The following is a 23,722-nucleotide window of genomic DNA, read 5'->3' as shown; positions in this document are numbered from 1 at the left end:
AGCGGGTGGGGCTACTTGATGCCGGTGGTGGCGATGCCCTCGATGAAGCGGCGCTGGAAGACGAGGAAGACCAGGAGCACGGGGATGACCACGATCGTGGCGCCCGCGAGGAGCAGTCCGTACTGGGTGGAGTTCTGGCCGGTCGAGTAGAGGGCGAGGGCGACGGGAAGGGTGTACTTGTCCTCCTGCTGGGCCACGACGAGCGGCCACAGGAAGTTGTTCCAGCTCCCGAGGAACGTGAGGATCCCCAGCGTCGCGAGGGCTGGACCGGACAGCGGGAGGAAGATCCGGGAGAAGATGCGCAGCTCGCTGGCACCGTCGACCCGCCCCGCGTCGAGCAGGTCACGCGGCAGCCCGAGGAAGAACTGGCGCATGAGAAACACCCCGAAGGGTGCAACGAGGAACGGCAGGATGAGGCCGGGAAGGCTGTTGATGAGGCCGATGTTCGCGACGAGCACGAAGAGCGGCACGAAGGTGACGACGCCCGGGATCATCAGCGTGGCCATGACCACGAGGAAGAGCGCGCGCTTGCCACGGAAGTCCAGCATCGCCAGGGCATAGCCGAGCATCGAGCAGAAGAGCAGGTTGCCCGCCGTGACGGCGACCGCCACGACCGTGGAGTTGAGGAAGTACTGGGAGAAGTTCAGCCGCGAGAACAGCTGTGTGTAGTTGTCGAACGTGGCCGCCTCGGGCAACCACGTGGGCGGGCGCTGCAGCAGCTCGCCCTGGGTCTTGAAGCTGCCGAGCACCATCCAGACGAACGGTGCGACGACGACGAGCAGGACGAGGCTGAGCACGAGGTAGAGCCACCAGCGGCTGGGCTGCCCGCTGCCCGGGGTGGACGCTGGTGCCTCCGAGTCCGACCCGGGTCCCGGGCCGGCGTCGGTGGCGTTCGGGAGGACGTTGAGGGTGCTCATGTGTTCTCCCGCAGGAGTCGGAACTGGATGGCGGTGATCACGGCGATGACGACGAAGATGATGTAGCTCATCGACGCGGCGAAGCCGTAGTTGCCGAAGCCGAACTGCTTGTAGGTGTACATCGACATCGAGATCGTGCTGTTGAGCGGACCACCGTTGGTCATGACGAACGGCTCCTCGAAGAACTGCAGGTAGCCGATCGAGGTCGTCACGGAGACGAAGAGGATCGTCGGACGCAGCATCGGGATGGTGACGTGGCGGAACCGCTGCCACGAGCTGGCGCCGTCGATCTTGGCGGCCTCGTGGAGCATCATCGGAACGCTCTGGAGGCCGGCGAGGAAGATGATCATCGGGGTGCCGAAGTTGCGCCACGACGCCATCAGGATGAGTCCGGGCATGGACCAGTTCGGGTCACCGAGCCAGTTGGGCCCGTCGATGCCGACCCAGCCGAGCACGGTGTTGATGAGGCCGGCCTCGTGCTGGAGCAGGAAGCGCCAGACGACGGCCACCGCGACGATCGAGGTGATGACCGGGAGATAGAAGCCGAGCCGGAAGATCGCGCGGAACCTGCGAATCCCCTTGTCCAGAGCGAGAGCCGCAGCCAGCGCGATACCGAGGGTGAGCGGCATACCCACGACGACGAAGTACGCCGTGTTGGCCATGGCCTTGCGGAAGATCGGGTCCGAGAAGGCCCGGGTGAAGTTGTCGAACCCGATGATGTCCACCGCGAACGGTGTCCGCAGGTCCTTCGACCTCGTGTCGGTGACACTCATGAAGAGGGACTGCAGCACCGGCCACAGCGTGAAGATCAGGAAGAGTGCGCAGAACGGCAGTGCCAGCACCCAGGCTGCGATCCCCTCCTGGCGGCCGCGCCGGGACGGGCGCGAGGTGCGCCCGGCCCGGCTGTCGACGGGGGCAGGTGCCGTCGTCGTCATGACGAGGACCTGTTCATCGAAGTGGGAGACACCGGGTCACTCACCTGTGCCGATGGACTCGGCCTGCTGCTGGACCGTCTTGAGGGCGGCGGCCGGGTCGGCGTTCTGCTTGGTGACCTTCTCCATCTCGGTGTCGAAGCTCGTGATGACCTGCTCCCACGACGGGAAGGTCGGGGGCGCCTGCGCGGTCTCGAGCTGCTTGCCGAAGGTCGCGAGCTTCTCATCGCTGCTGATTGCCGGGTCCTCCCAGGCCGACTTCACGGACGGCAGGTCGGTGGACTGCTGGTACCACTTGACCTGGGTCTTCGGGTCTGCGAGCCACTCGACGAGCTTCCAGGCGCTGTCGCGGTTCTTCGTCTTCTTGAAGACGACGAAGTTCGAGCCACCGACGAACGACGAGCTCGACTTCTTGGTCGGCATCGGCATGACGGAGTACTTGTCCTTGAAGCCGGCGCCACCGACCTTCTCGACGGCCGACATCATCCACGGGCCGCTGATGAACATCGGGACGCGACCACTGGCGAAGTCGGGCTCGGTCGTCGGCTGCGCCGGTGCGGCCTTGTCGGCGATGCCCTCGGTGAAGTACGACTGGTAGTACTTCGCGGCCTCGGCGATCTCGGGGGAGTCGAAGTTGTAGGCCTTGCCGTCGTCCTTGGTGAGGTTCGCGCCGTTGGACCACGCGAACGGCATGATCGACTGCCACGAACCCTGGCCGCCGGCCTGCAGACCGATGCCGAACTTGGCGCCGGCCTTCTCCTGCATGGCCTTGGCCATGGCCTTGAGGCCCTCCCAGTCCTTGGGGGGCTCGCTGAAGCCGGCCTTGGCCGCGAGGTCCTTGCGGTAGTAGACCAGACGCGTCTCGACGTACCAGGGGATCCCGTATGCCGTGCCGGCGACCTCCGTGGTCTTCTGCGCGCCCTCGAAGAACGAGGACTTGTCGATGCTTTCGGGCGTGGGGTCGAGGGCGTCCATGCCCGCGAACTCACCCATCCAGGTGCTGCCGACCATGGCGGCGTCCGGGGTCTCGCCCGCGGTGATCGCCGAGGCGAACTTGTCGTGCGCCGCGTCCCAGGGGATGGCCGTGACCTTCACCTTGAAGCCGGGGTTGGCGGCCTCGAACTCCTTGACGAGGGCCGGGAGCTTCTCGCCCTCGGCGCCCATGGCCCACACGGTGAGCTCGCCGGTGGCCTTGCCGCTCGCGATGGGCTTGGCCTCGGGCCCGGCACCGGGAGTGTCGGTGGCGGCCTCGCGACCACAGGCGGACAGGGCGAGGGTGGCCGTCAGACCTGCGACGGCGAAGACCGTGCGTCGTCGATACGTGGGTTGGGAACTCATGGGAGGTGCCTTTCGGGAGGGGATGTGGTGCAACCACAGGAGGAGCGGATGACCACCTGCGTGGGGAGGATGTCGTGGCTGGCGGAGGAGCGGGTGGTGGCGCCGAGGTGCTCGTGGAGGCGCTCGCTCGCGAGGGCGCCGAGGTCGTGGACCGGCTGCCGCACCGTGGTGAGTGCGGGACGGACGTAGCGGGCGGCCATGACGTCGTCCCAACCGACGACGGCGACCTCGTCCGGGACCGTGATGCCGTGGTCCTGGAGGTGGGCGAGGACGGCGAGAGCGAGCTCGTCGTTGGCGCAGACGAGGGCGTCGGCCGAATGCTGTCCCGTGAGGTAGGCGGCCGCGAAGGCTGCGCCGTCGCTCTCCTGCAGCCCGATCCGGACCGGCTCGGGCACGACGAGACCGTGGGCCTCATGCGCAGCCGAGAACCCGGCATACCGGCCGGCGATGTCGGCACCGGCGTCGGGGTCGCCGAGGAAGAGCAGGGACCGGCGTCCGTGGTCGAGGAGGTGGCGGGTGAGCTCCTCGGCGCTCGCGACGTTCTCGGCGGTCATGCTGGGGACGGCTCCGCCGGGGGCTCCGGCGAGCGAGAGCAGCGGCTTGGCCGTCGCCAGCTGGGCCAGGCCGGCGTCGTCGAGATCGGATCCGAGGACGGCGACGGCGTCGACGCGCGACATGAGCTGGCGGATCGCCCGCGTGGGATCGGGCTTGCCCTCGGTGACCACGACGATGACGCCGAGCCCGAGCTCGGAGGCGCGCGACTCGAAGCCCATGAGCAGCTCGGAGTAGTAGGGACCGCCCAGCTCGGGCAGGACGAGTCCGAGCAGCTCGTGGCGCGAGACGGCCAGGCTGCGGGCGGCGCCCAGCGGCATGTAGTTGAGCTCGTCGGCGGCGGAGAGGACGCGCTCGCGGGTGGTCTCGGCGACCGTGCTCGTGCCCTGGAAGACCCGCGAGACGGTGGCGATGGAGACGCCGGCGGCGTCGGCGACGGAGTAGATCGTCGCGCGCTGGCCGGGGTTTGCAGAAGCAGTCATCGGCAGGTCCTCCTTCGCCTCGTCGTTGAGTCGGAATCGGTGCTGTGCGGTTGTGGAATCTTGTAAGCGCTTACAACCGCACCACTCATCGTGCACCAGATGGCTCGGTCTGGCAAGGGTCAGTGCCAGGTATGGGCTTGGCAAAGGGTTGTCGGCGGACCCCCGTGGGGGCGTCGGAGCCCCTAGGTTGCGAGCACCAGACCTCGAGGTCCACGGCCTCATTTCCAGTGGGAGATGTCAATGACGACAGTCCGAAAGCTCAGCCTGGTCGCCGCCGCAACCGCAGCGGCATCCAGCCTCCTGCTCGCCGCCGCCCCCGCCCAGGCGGCCTCCTCCTATGTCGCCCTGGGCGACTCCTACTCCTCGGGCACGGGGACGCGCAGTTACATCAACGACGGGACCTCGTGCCTGCGGTCCGCCAAGGCCTACCCCTCGCTCATCGCGGCGGCCAAGGGCTACGCGCTCAACTTCCGGGCCTGCTCCGGTGCCCGCATCCCCGACGTGACCAACACCCAGCTGAGTGCCCTCACCGCCTCCACGACGCACGTGAGCATCTCCGTCGGCGGCAACGACGCCGGCTTCAGCGATGTCCTCACCGAGTGCGCCATGCCCGGGTGGGCGAGCAACTGCAACGGCAAGATCGACGGGGCGCAGAACTACATCAACAACGTCCTGCCGGGGCAGCTGTCCACGCTCTACACCTCGATCCGGAGCAAGGCGCCCAACGCCAGGGTCGTCGTCGTCGGCTACCCGCGCATCTTCCAGGGCGAGGACTGCAACGCCTTCACCTGGTTCTCCCCGGCCGAGGAGGCCCGCCTCAACCAGATGGCCGACCTCATCAACAGCAAGACGTCAGCAGCCGCCGGTTCCAAGGGATTCGGCTTCGCCAACCCGACGTCGCGCTTCATCGGGCACGCGGTCTGCGACGACGTCGAGTGGCTCAACGGACTCTCCAGCCCGATCGAGGAGAGCTATCACCCCAACGTCGCCGGACACCGTGACGGCTACACGCCCACCGTGAGCACCCCGCTCACCGGCTCCGCGCTCGCGGTCTCTGCCAGGACCATGCAGCGCGCCGCCGCGTCGTCCGAGCGCCTCGCCGCGCAGCAGCGGACCTATGCCGCGCAGGACGCCTCGATCACTCCCCAGGAGTTCGTCGCGCCCGACCTGGGCTCCGAGCGCGTCAAGGCGGCTGCGGCTCGGGCCGGCGTCGACCTCTCCTCGCGGGCCAGCATCGACTCGGCTGACCGCGCGTGGTCGAAGCGCCAGGCCGCACAGCACGCCGCCACCCGCTGAAACCTCGCCTTGTGTGCCTGAGCCCACGCCCACGCGTGGGCTCAGGCACACGAGGCCGGGGATAGGGTTCGTTCGTGAGCACCGACGCGCTGCACGACGTGGCACTGGCCGAGTGGCACGAGGCCGTCGCCGCCGCGCAGGCCACCGGCTTCACCTTCTTCGACTGGCTCAGCGCCGTCGACCGGACCTATGACGAGGCAGCTCCCGGCTACGACCTGGTCCTGCGTGCGCTCGACATCTCCCGCGAGGCCGATGGGCGAGCGGGGCGAGGCATCCGGGCGATGAGACTGACGACGCGGGTCGCCGAGGGCGAGGCCGCGCCCTCGGTGACCGACGTGTATGCCGGTGCCGCCTGGCACGAGCGCGAGACGCACGAGATGTTCGGGGTCGAGTTCACCGGCTTCGACGACGGCTCCGGCGCGGGCATGCGGCCGCTGCTCCTCCCGGACGGGTTCGAGGGGACGCCGTTGCGCAAGTCCTTCGTCCTCGCCGCCCGGGCGTCGAAGCAGTGGCCCGGTGGCAAGGAGCCCGGCGAGGGCCACGACTCCGCGAAGTCGCCGTCGCGCCGTCGCGTCCAGGCACCGGGGGTCCCCGGCCCCGACTGGGGCCCGCGCTGACGATCCAGCCTCTGGGCGTGCCCAACTACTAGGCTGCGAGGCGATGAGCGTGCTTGAGGTGGTCGTGAGGTCGGTGGCCGTGCTGGCCGCCTTCCTCGTGTTCCCCCTTCTCGTCGGGCAGACCGAGCACAAGCTCATGGCGCACATGCAGGGACGACTCGGACCGATGTATGCCGGTGGCTTCCACGGGTGGGCCCAGCTCGTCGCCGACGGGGTGAAGTTCGTCCAGAAGGAGGACATCACCCCGCGGGCGGCCGACCGGACGATCTTCCGGATCGCACCGTTCGTCGCCCTCATCCCCTACCTCCTGGCGATGGCCGCGCTTCCGCTCCAGCGCGACGTCGTCGCCGTCGACGTGCCGGCCAGCGCCGTCCTCATCCTCGCGGCCACGAGCGTCGGCGCGCTCGGCACCCTCATGGCCGGCTGGGCGAGCGCCAACAAGTACGCGTTGCTCGGCGCCCTGCGCTCCGCCGCGCAGCTGGTGTCCTACGAGCTGCCGCTGGTCCTCGCCGTCGCCTCCGCCTGCCTCGCCGCCGGGACGCTGAGCCTCTCCGGTGTGGTCGAGGCGTGGTCTCCGTGGTGGCTCGTCTGGCAGCTGCCCGGGGCCGTCGTCTTCCTCGTCGCCGCCCTCGCCGAGCTCCAGCGCCCACCGTTCGACATGCCCATCGCCGACGCCGAGCTCGTCATGGGCCCGTGGACCGAGTACACCGGGCTGCGCTTCGCGTTCTTCCTGCTTGCGGAGTATGCCGGCATCGTCGTCTTCTCGTTGCTCTTCGCCGTCCTCTACCTCGGCGGGTGGCGTGGCCCGCTCGACGAGCAGCTCGGCTGGCTGTGGACCCTGCTCAAGGGTCTGGTCATCGCGGTCCTCGTCATCTGGTTCCGCGTCGCGTGGCCGCGCATGCGCGAGGACCAGCTGCAACGGCTGGCCTGGCTCGTCCTCCTACCCATGGCCCTGATCCAGTTGGCCCTCACCGGAATTGGCGTGGTGGTGACGCAGTGAACAACGACGACAAGGCGAAGCGCAGCGACAAGGGCATCCTGCCCGGCATACTCAAGGGTCTGGCGACGACCGCCAAGACCGCCATGAAGCCGGTGCACACCCACGAGTACCCCGACGTCGCACCCGACCTCCCTCCCCGCAGCCGCGGCGTCATTGCGCTCCTCGAGGAGAACTGCACGAGCTGCATGCTCTGCGCGCGCGAGTGCCCGGACTGGTGCATCTACATCGAGTCGCACAAGGAGACGATCCCGGCGACGACCGAGGGTGGGCGCGACCGGCAGCGCAACGTCCTCGACGACTTCTCCATCGACTTCTCGCTCTGCATGTACTGCGGGATCTGCATCGAGGTCTGCCCGTTCGACGCGCTGTTCTGGAGTCCGCAGTTCGAGTACGCCGAGACCGACATCCGCGACCTGCTCCACGACAAGGACCGGCTCGGCGGCTGGATGGAGAGCGTGCCGCCGCCGCCCGCTCTCGACGAGCGCGCGGCCCAGCCGGCCGAGATCGCCGCCATCAACAAGCCTGCCCGGACCCCGCGGCCAGCAGCCAAGGAACCGGACGCATGACCTCACTGGACCTCGCGTTCGCGGCGTGCGGGTTGCTGGCGGTCGTCGCCGGCCTGCTCGCCGTGACGACCCGCCAGGTGGTGCACGCGGCCCTGTGGCTCGTCGTCGCGCTGCTGGGTGTCGCCGGGTGCCTCCTGGTGCTCGGGCACGAGCTCGTCGCGCTGGTCCTCGTCCTCGTCTATGTCGGGGCCGTCGTCGTGCTCGTCCTCTTTGCCCTCATGCTGACGCGGGCGCCGATCGGGCCCGACCTCGCGCACGACGTGCCGGTGTGGCGCCGACTCGCCGCGGCACTTGCCGGGGCCGCGACGACCGGGCTGCTCCTGGCCGCGCTGCTGCCGCTGGCCGGTGGCGCCGTCGAGCGACGGGAGATCTCGAACCAGGCCGTCGCGACCGAGCTCTTCGGCACGTGGGTGTGGCCCTTCGAGGCGCTGTCGGTGCTGCTGCTCGCTGCTCTCATCGCCGCGCTCGCGGTCTCACGCGGGTCCTCCAGCGGCACGGGCTCGCCCGGGGTCGGTGCCTCGTGATCCACCTCGCCGGGCCCTACGTCGTGGCCGCGCTGCTCGTCGGTCTCGGGGTGATGGGCGTGCTCGTCCGCCGCAACGCCGTCCTCCTGCTCATCGGGGTCGAGCTCATCCTGTCCGGCTCGCTGGTGCTGCTCGTGAGCGCCGGGGCGACGTCGCCCTCGCGGTGGGAGTCGTCCAGCGTCCTGCCGCTCTTCGTCATCACCATCGCCGCGGCCGAGGTCGTCGTGGCCCTCGCGGTGATCCTCACGGCGTTCCGTCATCGTGGCTCGATCGACCTCGACGCCCCCCTGGGCGCACCCGACTCGGGGGAGAGGACGTGACGGCGCTCCAGGTCTCCCACCTGCTCGTCCTCGTCCCCGTGCTCGCGGCCGTCGTCACGCTGGCCCTGCGCCGGACCCCCCACCTCGCAGCCGGTGTCTCGGTCCTGGCAGCTCTCGGTTCCTTCGCTCTCGCCGTCGTCGGTCTCGTCGTCGCCCCCACCCGCGGCACGCTCACCTTCGGGCTGCGTGCGCCGCCGCGCGTGGGCGAGATCGAGATGCCACTCGATCTCGGCGCCGGACCGGCCACGGCGGCGGTTGCCGCCGTCGTCGCGCTCGTCGTCGTCGCCGTCCTCGTCTTCACCCGGTGGTACCTCGCCGACGACGACCGCCTTGCCCAGTTCGCCGCGACGGTCAGCCTCTTCACCGCCGCGATGATGCTCGTCGTCCACTCCCGCGACCTCGTCCTCACCCTCGTCGGGTGGGAGGTCATGGGCTGGTGCTCCTACCTGCTCATCGGCCACTGGTCGCGCAAGGAGACGGCGCGGCGGGCGGCATACAAGGCGTTCATCGTCACGCGGGTCGCCGACATCGGCTTCGTCCTCGGCATCGTGGGCCTGGTCGCCGGTGCCGGCTCGACCGGGCTCAGCCAGGTCGTCGCGACCTGGTCTGGTCCCGACGTGCCGGGCTCCTCGGCACTGCGCTCGCTCCTCCTCGCGCTCGTCATCATCGGGGTGCTCGGCAAGTCGGCGCAGTTCCCGTTCCAGGACTGGCTGCCCGACGCGATGGAGGGCCCGACCCCTGCCTCGGCCCTCATCCACGCCGCGACGATGGTCGCCGCCGGCACGGTAGTCCTCGCCCAGCTCTTCCCCGTGCTCGTCCTCGCCGACGGAGCCCGGTGGCTGCTCGGCGGCGCGACAGCGGTGACGATGGTCGGCGCCGCCGTCCTCGCCCTCGGCCAGTCGGACCTCAAGCGCCTCCTCGCGTGGTCCACGGTCAGCCAGGTCGCGATCATGCTGTCCGCGCTCGCGACCGCGACCGACGAGATCGGCCCCGACCCGGCGCTCTTCCACCTCTGGGCGCATGCGCTCTTCAAGTCCCTGCTGTTCCTCACGATCGGCTGGATGTCGGTCGTCGCCGGGTCCACGCTCGCGGTGAGGCTGCACGGTGCCGGCAACATCCACCCGCTCGCCCGGGTGTCGTGGCTCTTCGGGCTCCTCGCGCTCGCCGGTGCGCCCTTCGTCGTCGGCGGCCTCTCCAAGGAGCACGTCATCGTCACGGCCTACGAGGGTGCGATCGGCTCCGGCGGACCGGGTGTCCTCGTCCTCGCCGCGCTGCTGGTCACCGTCGTCCTCACCGCGGCCTACGCCACCCGCGCGCACCTCGTTGTGACCTCGCCCCTCGAGTTCGCCGACCCGAACGCCGACGACGCCGGTATGCCGCCCGCTCCCGTCCTCGGAGCGCTCGCCGTCCTCACGGTGGTCACCGTCGTCGGTGGGCTGGTGCTCCTCACCGGGCTCTTCGACGTCCACGGCGCCTCGGGGTGGTGGATCCTCCTCACCCTGCTCCTCATCGGCATCGGTGCCGCAGTGTCCTACCTCGCCCGAGGTTCGGGCGACCCACGGGACGCCTTCGTCCGGTCGCCGCGCCAACGAGCGCTGGCCGATGGCGGCCTCGGGTTCGACACGGCATACCGGACGCTCGTCGCCCGACCGGTCCTGGGGCTGGCACGGGTCGTCGCCTTCCTCGACCGCGAGGTCGTGGACGGCTACGTGCGCGGGGCGGCGGCGTCGGCGGGCATCGCCGGCTGGCTCACCGAGCGAGGGCACCGGCGTGAGGCACCCTCTGCCGGCATCGGCCTCGTCGCGCTCGGCCTGCTCGTGGCCGCAGGGACGGCGGTGCTGACGTGGCGCTGATCGTCATGCTGCTCGTGCCGACGGCGGTCGGGCTGTGGCTCGTCACGGGTGGACGAGCCCTGTCGGCGGCCACCGCGCGCGTCGTCGCCCTTGCCGCCGCAGTCGTCGGGGGACTGGCGGCCGTCGCCGCGACGCTCACCCGACCCGTCGTCGACCGGGCCTGGATCCCGGACCTCGGCGTGCGGTGGCACTTCGAGGTCGACGGCATCAGTGCGCCCCTCATCGTCCTCACGGCCGTCATCGGCGTCCTCGTCGTCGCCCACGCGTGGGCCGAGCAGCCCTGGGCCGACTCGGTCCAGAGTGGAAGTGCCGCAACCTATCTGGGCGCGCTGTTGCTCGTCGAGGGCGGCGCTCTCGCGGCGTTCGCCGCCCGTGACGCCGTCCTCTTCTTCATCGCCTTCGAGGTCGTCCTCGTGCCGATGTGGCTGCTCATCAACCGCTTCGGCGACAGGCACAGCGGGTCGGCCCGCGCCGACGCCTCTGCCCGCTTCATCCTCTACACCGCGGTCGGCTCCACGCTCATGCTCGTCGGCATCCTCGTGCTCGTGACGCAGGCGGGCACCGCCGACTTCGCGGCGCTGCCGGCCGCGGCGGCCGGGCTCGGCCTGGGTCAGCAGACCCTCATCGCCGTGCTGCTCACGCTCGGACTGGCCGTCAAGGTGCCGGTCTTCCCTCTGCACACGTGGCTTCCGGCGGCCCACACCACAGCGCCCACGGCAGGGTCGGTCCTCCTTGCGGCGGTGCTGCTCAAGCTCGGCACCTACGGCCTCGTGCGGCTGCCGATGGCGAGCGTCCCCGAGGGGTTCGCCCGGGTCGCACCGATCCTCGCCATCGCCGGAGTGGTCGGCATCCTCTGGGGCGGTCTCATCTGCCTCGTCGAGCGGGACCTCAAGCGCCTCATCGCCTTCTCGTCCGTGGCGCACATGGGCTTCGTCGTCCTCGGCCTCGCCTCCGGCACCGAGACCGGCCTGCAGGCGGCGCTCATCGGCAACATCGCCCACGGCGTCATCTCGGCGCTGCTCTTCGTCATCGTCGGTGGGCTCAAGCACCGTTGGGGTTCGGTCGACCTCGCCGTCGTACGGCCGGCCCTGCGCGAGGTCTCGCCCCGCCTCGGCTTCGGCCTCATCCTCGGGCTCGCGGCGGGGCTCGGGCTCCCGGGTCTCGCCGGCTTCTGGGGTGAGTTCCTGTCGCTCGTGGCCGCGTGGAACCCTGCCCAGCACACCGGCATCGTGCGCGCCTGTGCGGTCGTGGCGGCGGTCGGCGCGGCGCTGGCGGCGGCCTACTCGTTGCGGGTGGCCCGCGTCGTGTGGGTCGGTGACGCGGTCGCTGCAGAGGCTCCGGGCCGAGCCCCGGACGCGCGCGGCGTCGAGCTCGCCGTCATCGCCGTCCTCGTCGTCGCCGTCGTCACGATAGGCATCGCTCCGCACCTCGTCCTCGGAGTGACGTCCGAGGCCGTGACCGCGGTCATCGGAGGTGGCCGATGACCCTCGAGCTCTCGTGGGTGCTGCTGCTCCCAGCCCTCGTCCCCGCCGCCGCCATGGTCCTCGTCCTCGTCGTGGACGCCCTCGTCCCGCGGGTGCGCCTCGCGGCGCCCGTCATCGGCGCCCTCGGGCTCGCCGGAGGTGCGGCCGCCGCCGTTCCCGGGTTCCTCACGACCGACGACCGGCTCACCCTGTGCACACCCGCGCCCGACGGACGCTGCATGTGGGACGGCAGCGCCCTGCCGAGCACACTGCAGGTCGCCGCCCTCCTGGCGACGCTCGCCGTGCTTGCCCTGATGTCGGTGCGACGCGTCGGCGTCATCGAGGTCGTCATGCTGCTCGCGTCCGCGAGCGGAGCCGCCGCCGTCGTGGCCTCGCGCGACCTCGGGACGTGGCTCATCACCCTCGAGCTGGCCACCCTCCCCGTCGTCGCCCTCGTGGCCTGGCGCGAGCGTCGGGCCGCGGCCCACGGCGCCCTCACCCTGCTCAACACGTCACTGGTGTCGTTCGGGCTGCTTGTCCTCGGCACGGCGCTGTGGGTCACCGCCACCGGCGACCCGACCCTCACCGGCGAGTCCCTCGCGGCGGCGTGGGCCGTCCCGGAGCAGCGCGTCCTCGCCGGTACGGGCACCGTCGTCCTCGTCGCCGGGCTCGCCTTCAAGCTCTCGGCCGTGCCGTTCCACGCGTGGACCCCGACGACGCTCACGTCGGGTCCACTGCCCGTCGCCGCGCTGCTCGCTTCGGCGTCGAAGCTCGCCGCGGTCGGCGCGCTCATCGTCGTGCTGGCGCCCTACGACGCCGTCGTCGGGCTCGCAGAAGGCCCCCACGTCGTCGTCGCCGCCCTCGTCACCCTCACCGTCGCCTCGCTGCTCACCGGCACGGTCATGGCCCTGCGCCAGACCGAGGTCGTGCGCCTGCTCGCCTGGTCGACCGTCGCCCAGGCCGGCTGGATCCTCCTGCCCCTCACTGCCCTCACGCTCCCCGGCCGCCGGGCTGCCGCGGTCTATGCCCTCGTGTATGCCGTGGCCAGCCTGGTCGCCTTCGCGGCGGTCCGGGCCATCCACGGACCGCACGTCGAGGACGGACGGGAGCTCACGGCATACCGGGGTCTGTTGCGACGGGACCCCGTCGCCGGAGGGACGCTGGCACTCGCGCTGCTCGTCCTCGCCGGACTCCCGCCCGGGGTCATCGGGCTCGTGGCCAAGATCGTCGCCATCCGGCCGGTCGTCTCGGCGGGGCTGTGGCCGCTTGGGGTCGTGGCCGTCGTCGCGGCGGTCCTCGGCATCGCGGTCTATGTGCGCTGGTTCGCGGTGCTCTTCGGCGAGCCCGAGAGCGACGCACCGGCACGGCCCCGGAAGCGCCGGGCGAGCGTCGGCGTGGCCGTCCTCGGCGCCGCCATCCTCGTTGTTGCGAGCGCCCTGCCGCAGCTGCTCGTCGGGCTGGTCTCGTGAAGTTCGGCCGGGCCTGGCGAGGCCGTCATCGGAACGATTCGTGCTCATTCGGACGTTGGGACTGACATGCACAACCACTTCAACGGCCTCAAGACGGCCGGCCTGTTCGGGCTCATCATGGCCCTGTTCCTCGGTCTCGGCTGGGTCGCAGCGAGCTACTTCGGCAACCCGAGCTTCATCCTCATCTTCGCCCTCTTCGGGGTGGCGATGACCTTCTACTCGTACTGGAACAGCGACAAGCTCGCGATCAAGGCGATGCACGCGTTCCCGGTGAGCGAGACCGAGGCCCCGGCCATGTACCGGATCGTTCGTGAGCTGTCCACCAAGGCCGGGCAGCCGATGCCCAGGCTCTACATCTCGCCGACCGAGGCGCCCAACGCGTTCGCGACCGGTCGCAACCCCCAGAACTCGGCCGTCTGCTGCACGCAGGGGATCCTGCAGCTCCTCGACGAGCGCGAGCTGCGCGGTGTCCTGGGTCACGAGCTCATGCACGTCTACAACCGCGACATCCTCACCGGCTCGGTGGCCGCCGCGATCGCCGGTGTCATCAGCAGCGTCGGACAGATGCTGGCCTTCACCTCGATGTTCGGTGGCGGGAACCGCGACGACGACAACCCCGGCGGGGCGATGGCCGGACTCGCCATGGCGTTCATCGCCCCCATCGCGGCGATGTTCATCCAGCTCGCGATCACCCGGACGCGTGAGTACGACGCCGACGAGGACGGCGCCACGCTCACCGGCGACCCGTTGGCGCTGGCCTCCGCCCTGGCCAAGCTCGAGTCCGGGGTGTCCCGCGCTCCGCTGGCCCCGAGCAAGGACCTCGTCAACTCGAGCCACATGATGATCGCCAACCCGTTCCGGGCCCAGGACATCTCGAAGCTCATGGCCACGCACCCACCGATGGCCGACCGCATCGCCCGCCTCCAGGCCATGGCGACCGGCTACCGGCCCAGCTGAGTCGACCGGCAGGACGAGCAGCAAGCGAAGAGGCCGTCACCCGTGAGGGTGACGGCCTCTTCCTGCTCTGTCTCGGGTCAGCCCACGTGCGCGGCGGCGTGACCGTCGGTGGCGAGCTCCTCGTGCTTGACGTTCAGCAGGATGACCGCAGCCAAGGCACCGATGAAGATCATCCCCGCCGCGACCCAGAACCCCTGGGTCGTCGCGAAGGCCTGGATCTCGGCGCCGTACTGCTGCTGGAACGCCTGGGCGGCCGCAGCCTGCTCGGTCGGGTTGCTCGGGATGGGCAGACCCTGTGACTGCGCCTGCTCCATCACCCGGGCCAGCAGCTCCTTGCCCTTGTCGGCGGCGGCACCGGTGAACACCGTGGAGAGGGCGGCGATCCCGATCGCCCCACCGATCTGTTGGGCGGTGTTGAGTGCGGACGCGGCCGCACCCGCGTCGTTCGGGCTGATGCGTGCCGTCGCGGTGAGCGTCAGCGGGATGAACAGGAACGCCATCCCGAACGACATCACGAGGATGCCGGGCAGCAGACCGCTCGCATAGGTGCTGTCGGCGTCCAACCTGGTGAACAGCAGCATGCCGGCGGTGACGAGGAGGCCGCCCGCTCCCGCGATCCACCGGGGGTCCACCCGGCTCAGCAGGTTCGACGCGATGGCGGCACCCACACCGATGCCGATGCTGAAGGGCAGCAGCGAGAGCCCGGCCCTGACCGGTGAGTATCCGAGCACCTGCTGCAGGAACAGGCCGATGAAGAAGAACATCGCGAACATGCCTGCACCCACGAGCAGCATGGTGAACAGGCTGGTGGCGCGGTTGCGGTCAGCGAGGATGCGCAACGGCAGCAGAGGATGCTTTGCCCGAGCCTCGGCGAAGACGAAGGCCACGAGCAGGGCGAGTCCACCGATGAGGGGAAGCAGGGTCATGAGGTCGCCCCACGACGCATCCGGCTCGGCAGCGTGCGAGAGGCCATAGACGATCCCGAACAGCCCGCCCGTCCCCAGGACGGCGCCGGGCAGGTCGAGCGTCGCGTCGTGACCGTCGGACTCGACGAGAACCCGCGGGGCGATGAACGCGATGAACAGGCCGATCGGGATGTTGACGAAGAAGGTCCACCGCCAGTCGACCTCGGTGAGGACGCCACCGAGGATGAGCCCGACCGCGGCACCGGCACCGGACATCGCGGCATACACGGCCATCGCGCGGTTGCGCTCCTTGCCCGCGGGGAACGTGGTGTTGATCAGCGCGAGCGCCGCGGGGGAGGCCAACGCCGCTCCAGCACCTTGGAGGGCCCGAGAGGCAAGCAGGAGAGGCTCGTTCGGCGCGAACCCGCCGAGCAGTGAGGCGAGCGTGAACAGGACGACGCCCGCGACGAACATGCGTCGACGCCCGAAGAGATCACCCAGGCGACCGCCGAGCAGCAGCAGGCTGCCGAAGGCCAGCGCATAGGCGGTGACGACCCACTGGCGGTTGGCATCGCTGAACCCGAGGTCGGTCTGGATCTCGGGAAGGGCGATGGTGACGATGCTGGCGTCGAGGACGATCATGAGCTGTGCGGTCGCGATGACCACCAGGGCGAGCGCCAGGTTGCGGGGTGGGGGAGCCTTGCTCTTCTGCTCCTGGGCAGCGTCGAGCGGTGTCGTGGACATGGGTGTTCCTTCTCAGCGAGGGGGGAGTGGTGCTCAGGTGTTGAGCGCTGCCTGGCAGGCCGGTAGGAGGACGTCGTCGATGACCCCTCGCATGTAGGCCTCCGTGGGACCTTGCCCACGGACGAACGTGTGGTGCATGGCCAACGCGGGAACGATGGCAGCGAGAAGCTCCAGGTCGGCGCGGGCGGCGACCTCGCCACGCTGCTGGGCGCGGTGCAGGATGTCGCCGATCATCTTCTGACGCGGAGCCACGAACGACTCCTTGAACCTCTCGGTCAGCTCCGTGTCGCGATGCAGGGCCGGGATGACCGCGGTCATCAGGTCCGGCAGGCGGCTGGTGAGCTCACCGTCCGTGCAGGCCAGGGCGTGCATGTCTCCGCGGAGCGTGCCTGTGTCGGGAGGGACGTCGTCGTCGCCGGGACACAGCTTCACGAGGGCGATGGCGCCCAGGACCAGGTCGGCCTTGGTCGGCCAACGCCGGTAGAGGGTGGCCTTGCTCGCCTTCACCTGGGCGGCGACCAGGTCGAACGTCAGCTTGTCGTAGCCCACGTCCTCCAGGACGTCCAGCACACCCTCGAGGATCTCGCCCTCGCGGTCGCCGGCGACTCGTGGGCGAACCCCAGCGGCTGTCGGCGTGATGTGCACTGCACTCCTCGGAGATGGGTACGTCGGGTACGAAACGAGACTGTACGGAACGAAACTGTTTCGTACACCGGCAACGTAGACCCTGGGGCCGGGCGCCGTCAACTGGCTGAAAGGCGGTGGCGGCGGCTGTGACACCATCGCTCAGTGGCATCACTGACTCGCGAAGAAGCCCGGCAGCGGGCGCAGCTCATCACGGTGAACCGGATGGAGGTCGATCTCGACCTCGACAGGGGCAGTGAGCACTTCGGGTCCACGACTCGAATCCGGTTCTCCTGCAACGTCCCCGGCGAGTCGACCTTCCTGGACCTGCGGTCGGTGTCAACCGGCTCTGTGACCCTCAACGGCGGCTCCATCTCGCCCGATGCCGTCGTCGACGGACGACTCCCGCTGACCGGCCTGGCGGAGGACAACCTCGTCGAGGTCGTCGCGACGATGGCCTACTCCCGCGACGGCCAGGGGCTGCACCGGAGCACCGACCCGGCCGACGGCGAGGACTACGTCTACGGACACCTCTTCCTCGACGCGGCGCCGACCGTGTTCGCCTGCTTCGACCAGCCCGACCTCAAGGCTCCGTATGCCGTGACCGTGCGCGCGCCGCAGGGATCCGTCGTTCTCGGCAACGGCCGGGCCACCCAGACGTCGCCCGGTCACTGGGAGCTCAGCGAAACCCTGCCTCTGGCAACGTACTTCGTCACTGTCTGCGTCGGGCCCTACGTCTCGGTGCATGACGAGCATGACGGCATTCCCCTCGGGATCCACGCGCGCCGCAGCCTGCAGCGCGAGCTCGAGCACCATGCGCCGCAGATGTTCGAGGTGACGAAGCAGTCCTTCGACCACTACCACCGCACCTTCGGCATCCGCTACCCGTTCGGCGACTACGACCAGGTCTTCGTCCCCGAGTTCAACGCCGGTGCGATGGAGAACCCGGGCTGCGTGACCTTCCGCGACCCCATGCTCTATCGCGGAGCTGCGACCCGCGAGCAGATCCTCCAGCGCAGCAACACCATCGCGCACGAGATGGCACACATGTGGTTCGGCGACCTCGTGACGATGCGCTGGTGGGACGACCTCTGGCTCAACGAGTCCTTCGCCGAGTTCATGGCCTACACCGCGACGAGTGCCGCGACCGAGTTCACCGACAGCTGGGTCGAGTTCGGGATCGCCCGCAAGCAGTGGGGATATGCCGCGGAGCGCGCGCCGTCGACCCACCCCGTTGCCGGGTCTCCTGCTCCCGACGCGCAGAGCGCCCTCGAGAACTTCGACGGCATCTCCTATGCCAAGGGCGCCTCCGTCCTCCGCCAGCTCGTCACGCACATGGGCGAGGCGGCGTTCACGTCCGGCGTCACGGCATACCTGCGCTCGCACGAGCACGGCAACGGTGAGCTCGCGGAGTTCCTCGCAGCGATGGAGGACGCGCACGGGTCCCCTCTCGGTGAGTGGAGCCGCGCGTGGCTGGAGACGGCCGGCGTCGACGTCATCGCGCTCGACCGCGACGGGATGATGACGCGAACGACGCCGGAGGCTTATCCAGCCGACCGCCCCCACTCGCTCGACGTCGCCGGGTTCACCGACGGGGCCGAGGCGTTCCGCACGACGGTGACCCTCGACCGGCCACGGGTCGAGGTCGCCGGTGTCGCACGGGACGTCACCCTGCTCGTGCCCAACGCAGGTGACCTCACCTGGGCCCAGGTCGACCTCGACGACGCCACGCTGGCTGCGCTGCCGGCTGGTCTCTCTCGCGTCACCGACCCGATCGCCCGTGGCGTCCTCTGGGGGGCGGTGCTCACCGGCGTCTTCCGGTCGAGCGTCGGTCCGCGGGTGGCGGTGGACGTCTTCACCGCAGACTGGCCGCACGAGGGCCATGACGCCCTGATGTCCCGCGTGGCTCTGGCCTTCACCGACCGCGTCGTCCCTCAGTTCGTGCCCACCGCGCTCGTCGAGTCCGTCGACGGGCGCATCGCCGGCGCGGCGCTCATGGCCTTCCAGGGCGCTGAGCCCGGTTCGGACCGCGCGATCGTGGCTGCTCGGGTGCTGGCGTCGACCACCACCGATGAGGACCGGCTGCGCGCGTGGGTCGATGGACACAACCTTCCTGACGGGCTCCAGGGTGACGCCGACTTCCGCTGGATCGTCGTGCGGACCCTGGCCCGGCTCGGCCTCGCCGACGATGCGCTCATCTCGCGCGTCGAGGCCGACGACACGACACTGTCCGGGCACCTCGCCGCGCTGGCCGCGCGAGCCGCGCGACCCGGCATACCGGACAAGCAGTGGGCGTGGTCGGAGCTGACGCAGAACCGCGAGCGCTCCAACTACGAGCTCAACGCCCTCGCGACCGGCTTCTGGTCGGGTGGGGACGTCGACAACCTGCGCCCGTATGCCGCCCGCTACGTCTCCGACATCCCCCACCTTGCGCAGTGGGTGGGCGCTGACGCGCTGGACCACGTCGCGACCCTCGCCTTCCCGGCCCGCGTGGTCGAGCCGGAGACCGTCGAGCTGGTGCGTGAGGCGATCGCCCGCCCCGACCTCACTGCCGGGGTCCGGCGCGCAATGGGCGACGAGCTGTCCAAGCTCGAGGAAGCACTGCGCTCCCGCGCCCGCTGGGCCTGAACCCATGGCCTTGTGTGCCTGAGAGCAGGCTATGGCCTGCTCTCAGGCACACAAGGTGAGGTCTCGGCGGGTCAAAGGCTGACGCGAGCCATGATCTGGTCGGCGTAGGCCCGCTCGCCGGCGGCGTTCGGGTGGATCGGGACGAAGTTGAGGGAGCCGACGGCCGGCTCGACCCAGCGCACCCACGGGAGCTGGCAGGCGTCGCGTCCGGCCGACGGAGCCCACATGTCGACGAAGGTCGCCCCGTTCTCGAGGGCAGCCCGCTTGACTGCTGCGTTGAGGGTCTGCTCGATACCGTTGACATAGGGCACGTCGCCCGTGGCGATCGGCATCGTCAGGTAGCAGCCCGTGGTCGGTGGGAGCACCTGCGGGTAGCCCGGCACGACGATGGTGGCCCGCGGCGCCCTGGCCCTCGCGTCGGCGATGGCCTTCTTCACTGCGGGGTAGGTCCTGGTCTGGATCGTCGTCGCATAGGTGGAGCCGTACTTGTCCTTGCACGGGCTGCCCTGGCCGAGCGTCGTGAGGCCGGCGGTGGTGCAGTTCTGGATCAGGCTCGAGAAGAGGCTCGAGTCGTTGCCCCCGATGCCGATGGTGACCAGCCGCGCCTGCGAGGTGAGGGCGTCGAGCTGTGGGGGCGTGCCGGGGTACTGCGCCGTGGAGAAGTCGCTGGTGTCGGCGCCTCCGCACGTGACGTCCTTGAGCGCTCGCCCAGTGCGCTGCGCGATGAGGTGGGGGTAGTTCACCGCAGACTGCGCGCACAACGGGTTGGCGGTGGGGCTAAGGGGGAGGACGCCGGAGCCGGCCGAGAAGCTGTCACCGAGGGCGACGTAGGGACCGGCAGCCACGCGGGGCGTGGGCTCAGCCGCCTTGGCCGCCTGGGCGGCCTGGGCCGGTGTTGTGACCGCGGCGAGTCCGAGGGCGAAGGTGGCGGCGACGGCGCTGGTGAGGGCGGCGACTCGCAGAGCTGGGCGGCGCATCTGAACTCCGTTGTTCGATCCGGCGTGCCCACGGCAGCGTGGGTTACTCGAGCGTAGCCAAACATCGCGTCGGTTCACCAGAGATGCCACTGCATGTCGCGGCCACACCCCCTTCCGCAGGCGTGGTGCCGGGCGCCGGCTTCTTGAGTGCCCGTTGGTCGGGAGGTAGCCTCCCATTCACTCGGCAGACACGGCGGCTGTCTTGACTCGAGGGGTTGTGTGATTCGGCAGCAGGATCCGCTCCGGCCCGTCGCGGGGGGCGGCACATCTCTCTCGGGAAGGGACACCCATGTCCGGTCGACGCTCCACCCGCCAGGCCTTGTTGGCCACCGCGCTCCTCGCAGCCGTCGGCCTGCTTCCGGTGGCCGCGGCGGCACCTCCGGAGGCTGGGTACGACCAGGCGCGCGCCGCTCAGAAGCCGCACCAGAGTGACCTGGTCTCCTCCGTCGACCCGCTGATCGGGACCGCGAACGGTGGCAACACCTATCCGGGCGCCGTGCGGCCGTTCGGGATGCTCTCTTGGTCACCGACGAGCACGCGTGGCGACCAGACCGACACCGGCGCAGCCAACGGCTACCAGTACGACACCACGCGACTGCGCGGCTTCGCCCTGACGCACGTCAACGGGGCGGGGTGCCACCCCGGAGCAGCAGGGGACGTGCCGATCTTCCCGCACGTCGGCGCGATGACCACCTCTCCGTCCGCTGACACCAAGGACGCCGTCTACGCCAGTGACTTCAGCCATGCCGACGAGGTCGCCGAGCCGGGACGCTACCGGCTGCGACTCGCCAACGGTGCGGCCACCGACTTCGCGGCCACCACGCGCGCGGGCATCGGGACGATCGGGTTCCCGAAGGGCGCCCCCGCAAACCTGCTCTTCCGGACCTCCAACTCCCTCAACGGCAGCGAGGACGCGGACATCTCCATCGACCGGGCGGCCAGGACCGTGTCGGGATCGGTGCTGACCGGTGGCTTCTGCGGGCGTCGGGGCAACGGCGGTGGCAGCAACAAGTTCTCGTACTACCGGCTGCACTTCACCGCCCAGTTCGATCGCGACTTCGTCCGCACGGGGACCTGGGTGAACGACCAGCTCCGTCCGGGCACGACGAGCGCCAGCGGCGGCGAGGGCTACGAGACCGGCGTCCTGCGCGCGGGGCGTGGGTCGGGCGGGTACGTCGGCTTCGACACCTCGACCAGCGACCCGGTGACCATGCGGATCGGCCTGTCCTACACCAGTGCCCAGGCCGCCGAGGAGAACCTGGCAGAGGAGCTGGGCAAGCGGGCGACCGTCGAGAAGGTGGCCGCCGACGGTCGCCGTGCCTGGAACAAGCAGCTGCGCAGCATCGACGTGACCGGCGGGGCCCCCGAGAAGCGCACCGCCTTCTACACCGCGATGTACCACACGTACCTCCAGCCCAACATCACCAGCGACGTGGCCGGCACCTACCCGGGCGGAGACCAGAAGACCCATCGTCTGGCGCCGGGCCAGGACGAGCAGTACGGGAACTTCTCCGGCTGGGACCAGTACCGCGCCCAGACCCAGCTGCTCGCCCTGCTCGAGCCGGACGTGGCCGGCGACTTCGCCCAGTCGCTGCTCAACCTGTCGCGCCACAACGGAGGCGTCTGGGACCGGTGGGTCCACGTCAACGGGTCGACGCGGGTCATGACCGGCGACCCGAGTGCCCCGACCCTGGCAGGCATGCACGCCCTGGGTGTGGACAAGTTCGAGGTCGAGGCGGCCTTGGACTCGTTGGTCCGTCAGGCCACCGTGCCGCACCCCAACGGGCTCTCCGACTACGGCTGCCCCGGCCAGTGCCATGGGATGCGGCCCAACCTGGCGGAGTACCTCCGGCTGCACTACGCACCCCAGGACACCTGCCACTGCTGGGGTGGGGCAGCCGAGACGCTCGAGGACGCCGCCGCCGACTACGGCCTGGCCGACTGGGCGCGACGCCTCGGCCGCGACGAGACGGCAGCGACCTTCACCGCGCGGGCCCGGTGGTGGGAGAACACCTTCAACCCGGCCGCCACCCCCACCGCGGGCTACCAGCAGGCCCGCCGGGCCGACGGGTCCTGGGTGGAGCCGTTCACCCCCGGCACGCAGGTGGGCTTCGCACAGGGCTCGTCGGCGACCTACACGTGGATGGTCCAGCACGACGTGGCTCGACTCGCCCAGCTGATGGGCGGTCCTGCGACGGCCGTGGCGCGGCTCGACGAGTTCTTCCGTCGAGCCGACGGCTCCTGGACGACGGGCGGTCCGGAGGACTACGACCCCACCAACGAGCCCGGCATCCACACCCCGTGGCTCTACAACGCGCTCGGGCAGCCGTGGAAGACCCAGCAGACCGTGCGGGCCTACATGGACCTCGTCTACGGCACCGGTCCACGAGGGCTGCCCGGCAACGACGACCTCGGCACCATGTCGGCCTGGTACATCTGGGGCGCGCTGGGGATGTATCCACAGACACCGAGCCGGGGCGACATGCTGCTGTCGAGCCCGATGTTCACCAAGGCGACGATTCGACGGGAGGGCGGCCCGACCATCACTGTGACTGCTCCGGATGCCTCGCCGTCCAACGTCTACGTCCGGTCGGCCACCGTGGACGGTTCACCGTGGAGCAGGTCGTGGGTGCCCGCGTCCTTGCTGAACGAGGGGGGCGAGATCCGGTTCGCCCTGGCAGACCAGCCGAACCGCTCCTGGGGCACTGGGGCGGGGAACCTGCCGGTGGACCACGGGATGCCCTGATCGAAAGGCCGAGAACGGCGTATGCCGCCGTGCCCCACGTCCGGGGGCACGGCGGCATACGCCGTTCCTGCGGTCTGCGTCAGCGGTAGTTCGTGAACTGCAGCGCGACGTCGAGGTCGGCAGCGGTGAGCATCCGCTGCACCGCCTGCAGGTCGTCGCGGGACTTGCTCGACACGCGCAGCTCGTCGCCCTGGATCTGGGACTTCACGCCCTTGGGCCCCTCGTCGCGGATGAGCTTGTTGACCTTCTTGGCGTTCTCCTGCGAGATGCCCTGCTTGAGCGCCACGTCGAGCTTGTACTCCTTGCCGGACAGGCGCGGCCCGGCCTCGGGCACGTCGAGGTGCTTGAGCGACACCTTGCGCTTGACCAGCCAGGTCTGCAGGACGTCGAGGACGGCGAGCGCGCGCTCCTCCGAGTTGGCCTGGATGGCGATGGACTCACCTGAGAGCTCGATCGAGGCGCCGACGTTCTTGAAGTCGTAGCGGTTCGCCACCTCCTTGGCCGCGGCGGTGACCGCGTTGGCGACCTCCTGCTTGTCGAAGTTGCTGACGATGTCCATGGAGCTGTCGGCCACGGTTCCTCCTCGATCGGGTGCCTCGCGCGTGGGTGGTCCATCGCGGTCCGCAGACACGGTTTCGTTGTTGGGTCGTTGGCTTGCTATCCTTCCACGCGCACGGCAGGTTGCCCGAGCGGCCAATGGGAGTGGACTGTAAATCCATCGCGAAAGCTTCGAAGGTTCGAATCCTTCACCTGCCACCACGTGCACGAAGGCCCCTGAACCCGGCGTATGCCGGTCAGGGGCCTTCGTCATG

At 69.9% G+C, this 23,722-nt stretch carries 20 protein-coding genes and 1 tRNA gene; 13 read left to right on the top strand and 8 right to left on the bottom strand.

Annotated features, from left to right (window positions below; genetic code table 11):
• Nucleotides 1-11 precede the first annotated feature (11 nt).
• Genes ACFQW8_RS04425 through ACFQW8_RS04410 form a run of 4 tightly spaced genes read right to left on the bottom strand, consistent with a single transcriptional unit; the run spans nucleotide 12 to nucleotide 4,221 of the window.
• Nucleotides 12-917 (bottom strand): carbohydrate ABC transporter permease, encoded by a 906-nt coding sequence (locus ACFQW8_RS04425; RefSeq protein WP_380085750.1) that lies wholly within the window; start codon nucleotides 915-917, stop codon nucleotides 12-14.
• On the bottom strand, nucleotides 914-1,852 hold the full coding sequence (locus tag ACFQW8_RS04420) for a carbohydrate ABC transporter permease (protein WP_380085749.1): 939 nt from the start codon (nucleotides 1,850-1,852) through the stop codon (nucleotides 914-916). The genes ACFQW8_RS04425 and ACFQW8_RS04420 overlap by 4 nt, the downstream gene beginning before the upstream one ends.
• Before the next feature lie 36 nt (nucleotides 1,853-1,888).
• On the bottom strand, nucleotides 1,889-3,187 hold the full coding sequence (locus ACFQW8_RS04415) for a sugar ABC transporter substrate-binding protein (protein ID WP_380085748.1): 1,299 nt from the start codon (nucleotides 3,185-3,187) through the stop codon (nucleotides 1,889-1,891).
• On the bottom strand, nucleotides 3,184-4,221 hold the full coding sequence (locus ACFQW8_RS04410; RefSeq protein WP_380085747.1) for a LacI family DNA-binding transcriptional regulator: 1,038 nt from the start codon (nucleotides 4,219-4,221) through the stop codon (nucleotides 3,184-3,186). Before ACFQW8_RS04410 ends, ACFQW8_RS04415 begins: the two co-directional genes overlap by 4 nt.
• A 240-nt stretch (nucleotides 4,222-4,461) precedes the next feature.
• On the opposite strand from ACFQW8_RS04410, the gene ACFQW8_RS04405 reads away from it, so the two are divergent.
• The 10 genes from ACFQW8_RS04405 (at nucleotide 4,462) to htpX (ending at nucleotide 14,286) form a co-directional block, all read left to right on the top strand.
• On the top strand, nucleotides 4,462-5,517 hold the full coding sequence (locus tag ACFQW8_RS04405; RefSeq protein ID WP_380085746.1) for an SGNH/GDSL hydrolase family protein: 1,056 nt from the start codon (nucleotides 4,462-4,464) through the stop codon (nucleotides 5,515-5,517).
• Between the two features lie 74 nt (nucleotides 5,518-5,591).
• A complete protein-coding gene (locus ACFQW8_RS04400; RefSeq protein WP_380085745.1) occupies nucleotides 5,592-6,134 on the top strand; it encodes an NADH-quinone oxidoreductase subunit C in 543 nt (180 codons plus the stop codon).
• Between the two features lie 43 nt (nucleotides 6,135-6,177).
• Nucleotides 6,178-7,134: a complex I subunit 1/NuoH family protein gene (locus ACFQW8_RS04395; RefSeq protein ID WP_380085744.1), complete on the top strand. Its 957-nt coding sequence runs from the start codon at nucleotides 6,178-6,180 to the stop codon at nucleotides 7,132-7,134.
• Nucleotides 7,131-7,700 carry a NuoI/complex I 23 kDa subunit family protein gene (locus ACFQW8_RS04390; protein WP_380085743.1) on the top strand — a complete coding sequence of 190 codons (570 nt, stop codon included), beginning with the start codon at nucleotides 7,131-7,133 and terminating at the stop codon, nucleotides 7,698-7,700. Before ACFQW8_RS04395 ends, ACFQW8_RS04390 begins: the two co-directional genes overlap by 4 nt.
• Complete coding sequence (locus tag ACFQW8_RS04385) at nucleotides 7,697-8,224, top strand: NADH-quinone oxidoreductase subunit J (RefSeq protein WP_380085742.1); 528 nt, start codon at nucleotides 7,697-7,699, stop codon at nucleotides 8,222-8,224. The genes ACFQW8_RS04390 and ACFQW8_RS04385 overlap by 4 nt, the downstream gene beginning before the upstream one ends.
• A complete protein-coding gene (nuoK, locus tag ACFQW8_RS04380) occupies nucleotides 8,221-8,544 on the top strand; it encodes an NADH-quinone oxidoreductase subunit NuoK (protein WP_380085741.1) in 324 nt (107 codons plus the stop codon). The genes ACFQW8_RS04385 and nuoK overlap by 4 nt, the downstream gene beginning before the upstream one ends.
• A complete protein-coding gene (locus ACFQW8_RS04375) occupies nucleotides 8,541-10,397 on the top strand; it encodes an NADH-quinone oxidoreductase subunit 5 family protein (protein ID WP_380085740.1) in 1,857 nt (618 codons plus the stop codon). Before nuoK ends, ACFQW8_RS04375 begins: the two co-directional genes overlap by 4 nt.
• Entirely contained in the window at nucleotides 10,388-11,881 is a 1,494-nt protein-coding gene (locus ACFQW8_RS04370; RefSeq protein WP_380085739.1) for a complex I subunit 4 family protein, read from the top strand. Before ACFQW8_RS04375 ends, ACFQW8_RS04370 begins: the two co-directional genes overlap by 10 nt.
• Nucleotides 11,878-13,329, top strand: coding sequence for a proton-conducting transporter transmembrane domain-containing protein (locus ACFQW8_RS04365; protein WP_380085738.1), 1,452 nt, complete (start codon nucleotides 11,878-11,880; stop codon nucleotides 13,327-13,329). The genes ACFQW8_RS04370 and ACFQW8_RS04365 overlap by 4 nt, the downstream gene beginning before the upstream one ends.
• Before the next feature lie 66 nt (nucleotides 13,330-13,395).
• Nucleotides 13,396-14,286: a zinc metalloprotease HtpX gene (gene htpX, locus ACFQW8_RS04360; protein WP_380085737.1), complete on the top strand. Its 891-nt coding sequence runs from the start codon at nucleotides 13,396-13,398 to the stop codon at nucleotides 14,284-14,286.
• 77 nt (nucleotides 14,287-14,363) lie between these two features.
• Here the strand turns inward: htpX and ACFQW8_RS04355 are convergent, their stop codons facing one another.
• Both ACFQW8_RS04355 and ACFQW8_RS04350 read right to left on the bottom strand, forming a co-directional pair.
• Nucleotides 14,364-15,935 carry an MFS transporter gene (locus tag ACFQW8_RS04355; protein ID WP_380085736.1) on the bottom strand — a complete coding sequence of 524 codons (1,572 nt, stop codon included), beginning with the start codon at nucleotides 15,933-15,935 and terminating at the stop codon, nucleotides 14,364-14,366.
• A 33-nt stretch (nucleotides 15,936-15,968) separates the two neighbouring features.
• Nucleotides 15,969-16,580: a TetR/AcrR family transcriptional regulator gene (locus ACFQW8_RS04350; RefSeq protein ID WP_380085735.1), complete on the bottom strand. Its 612-nt coding sequence runs from the start codon at nucleotides 16,578-16,580 to the stop codon at nucleotides 15,969-15,971.
• 144 nt (nucleotides 16,581-16,724) lie between these two features.
• Here ACFQW8_RS04350 and pepN point away from each other — a divergent pair, with 144 nt between their 5' ends.
• Nucleotides 16,725-19,187 carry an aminopeptidase N gene (gene pepN / locus ACFQW8_RS04345; protein ID WP_380085734.1) on the top strand — a complete coding sequence of 821 codons (2,463 nt, stop codon included), beginning with the start codon at nucleotides 16,725-16,727 and terminating at the stop codon, nucleotides 19,185-19,187.
• A 71-nt stretch (nucleotides 19,188-19,258) separates the two neighbouring features.
• Here pepN and ACFQW8_RS04340 read toward each other — a convergent pair whose 3' ends face one another.
• Nucleotides 19,259-20,164, bottom strand: a complete 906-nt coding sequence (locus ACFQW8_RS04340; RefSeq protein ID WP_380085733.1) for an SGNH/GDSL hydrolase family protein — start codon at nucleotides 20,162-20,164, stop codon at nucleotides 19,259-19,261.
• Between the two features lie 289 nt (nucleotides 20,165-20,453).
• On the opposite strand from ACFQW8_RS04340, the gene ACFQW8_RS04335 reads away from it, so the two are divergent.
• Nucleotides 20,454-22,910 carry a GH92 family glycosyl hydrolase gene (locus ACFQW8_RS04335; RefSeq protein ID WP_380085732.1) on the top strand — a complete coding sequence of 819 codons (2,457 nt, stop codon included), beginning with the start codon at nucleotides 20,454-20,456 and terminating at the stop codon, nucleotides 22,908-22,910.
• 79 nt (nucleotides 22,911-22,989) lie between these two features.
• On the opposite strand, the gene ACFQW8_RS04330 is transcribed toward ACFQW8_RS04335, so the two are convergent.
• Nucleotides 22,990-23,484, bottom strand: a complete 495-nt coding sequence (locus ACFQW8_RS04330; protein WP_380085731.1) for a YajQ family cyclic di-GMP-binding protein — start codon at nucleotides 23,482-23,484, stop codon at nucleotides 22,990-22,992.
• Between the two features lie 101 nt (nucleotides 23,485-23,585).
• Here ACFQW8_RS04330 and ACFQW8_RS04325 point away from each other — a divergent pair.
• Nucleotides 23,586-23,669: transfer RNA gene (locus tag ACFQW8_RS04325), tRNA-Tyr, on the top strand.
• Nucleotides 23,670-23,722: the final 53 nt, after the last annotated feature.

It is taken from the genome of Knoellia altitudinis, from assembly GCF_042666355.1.
In the GTDB taxonomy this organism is placed as follows: Bacteria; Actinomycetota; Actinomycetes; order Actinomycetales; family Dermatophilaceae; genus Knoellia; species Knoellia altitudinis.
The sequence above is the reverse complement of the archived record's forward strand: the minus strand, read 5'-3'. Positions and strand labels throughout refer to the sequence as shown.